The following is a 1,948-nucleotide window of genomic DNA, read 5'->3' as shown; positions in this document are numbered from 1 at the left end:
GTTGGTGACCGAGCCTTCCGGCGCGATGGTGACCGGCAGGTCGAAGCGCTTGGCTTCATAGGTCACGAAGAAGTGGGCCTTGTCCTGGATGATCGGGCCACCCAATGCAAAACCATATTCCTTCTCGGCCGACGCCTCCTTGGTCTGGCCAGCCTGACGCTCGGCCGGGGTCTTGGCGCGCATGTCTTCGTTGGTGTAACGGTAGAAGGTTTCACCCTTGAACTCGTTGGTACCGGACTTGGTCGCCGCGGTCACGGCCGCGCTGGACACCTGGCCATACTCGGCCTTGTAGTTGCCGCTGATGACCTTGTATTCGCCGATGGCCAGCTGCGGGAACGGGTTGCCGGCGCTGCCGGACTGGCCGGCCACGCCGCCGCCCTTGACGTAGCTCTTCTGGCCCACGCCGTCGATGTAGACATTGGTGCCGTCGGCATTGGTGGCACCGCCGCGCAGCGAGGTGTTGCCCTTGGCATCACGGGTGAAGATCAAGCCCGGGACCGCGTCGGCGAATTCCAGGAAGTTGCGCGACACCTGCGGGGTGGTCTGGATCTGCTGCAGGCTCACCGTCTTGCCCACTTCGGAGGTACGCACTTCCTGCAGCAGGGTCGGTGCAACGACGTTGACCGTGTCCAGGTTGGTGGCGTTGGCGGTGCTGCCGTTGGCCGGCGCGCCGCCGAAGTTCAGGGTCGCGGTCGAGGCCACGGTCACCGTCACCTTCTGGGTCTGGCCATTGGCCACGACGTCGTAGGTGCCCGGATCCAGGCCCATCAGCGAGTAGCTGCCGTCGGCGCGGGTGGTCGCGCGACGCACGGTGCCGCTGGCCAGGTTGGTCGCGGTCACTTCGGTGCCGGCGTCGGCCTGGGCAACCTGGCCGCGCAGCGAGGAGGTGGCCGACTGCGCCATCAGGCTCGGGGCGGCGCCCAGCATCAGGCAGGTGACCAAGGCGCTCGTCAGCAGGCTGCGAGCCGGCGTGCGATTGCGGTGATTGGAATACGTCATGTAAATCTCCGGGTGGTGGTGGCCGTCTTTGCGGCCCCTGTCGTTTTTTTATTACGTGGTTTTAATGCGCCACGACCAACGGTCGTGACCTACGGCTCGTTTCTGGGCTTGCTTGAGTCACGCACGATCAGGCTCGGTACAAGCGTCTGCTTGTCGCCGGCCGCTTCCGTGTTGTTGCTGTCCATCAACTGCAACAGACGCGTCATCGCCTTATCGCCGAGGTCGGCGATACTCACCTGCATCGTGGTCAACGATGGGTGAACGAAACGCGCCAGCGGAATGTCATCGAAGCCCGCCAGGGCGACATCGGCCGGTACCCGCACGCCTGCCTGCGCGAACGCATACAGACACCCCAGCGCCATCATGTCGTTGGCGGCGAACACCGCATCGGGCAGCGCACCGGCTGCCAGCAACTCCTGTCCGGCGCGATGGCCGGAGGCTTCGTCAAAGTCACCGGGCAACTCGATCCCTGCCGCATCCGCGCCGAAGGCGGACAACGCATCGCGGAAACCGCGCAGACGTTCGCGGGCATCGAAGTTGAGATCCGGACCAGAAATGAACGCGATGCGGCGGTGGCCGACATCGAGCAGATGGCGGGTCATCGCCATCGCGCCGGCATGGTCATCGATGCTCAGCACCGGATGATCCTGCTCGGGCAGATAGGTGTTGATCAGCACCGTCGGCAGCGACTGCGGCAGGTTGTCGGTCAGGAACCCGGGGCTTTCCGCATACGGGGACAGCACCAGCAGGCCGTCGACCCGGCCACGCATCGCGCGCAGCGCCGCACCCTGCTGCTCCTGGTCGCCGTGGTAGCTGGACACCAGCAGGTGCTGGCGACGCTCACGGGCGACCCCGTCGATGCCGCGCATCAACTCGGAGAAGAACTCGCCGTACAGGTCCGGCAGGACCACGCCAATGGTGTTGGTGCGCCGGCTGCTCAGGCTGCGGG

2 protein-coding genes are annotated in these 1,948 nt (G+C 65.5%); both read right to left on the bottom strand.

Annotated features, from left to right (window positions below; all coding sequences use genetic code 11):
* The coding region (locus tag ACXJKH_RS19455) for an outer membrane beta-barrel protein (protein WP_457321836.1) at positions 1-999 on the bottom strand (999 nt) is incomplete at its 3' end.
* Positions 1,000-1,088: 89 nt separating this feature from the next.
* Positions 1,089-1,948 (bottom strand): LacI family DNA-binding transcriptional regulator (locus ACXJKH_RS19450; RefSeq protein ID WP_457321834.1); only part of this gene is annotated, 860 nt, incomplete at its 5' end.

The sequence above is a fragment of the Stenotrophomonas sp. P5_B8 genome (assembly GCF_054049855.1).
This window is presented reverse-complemented; position numbering and strand designations above follow the sequence as displayed.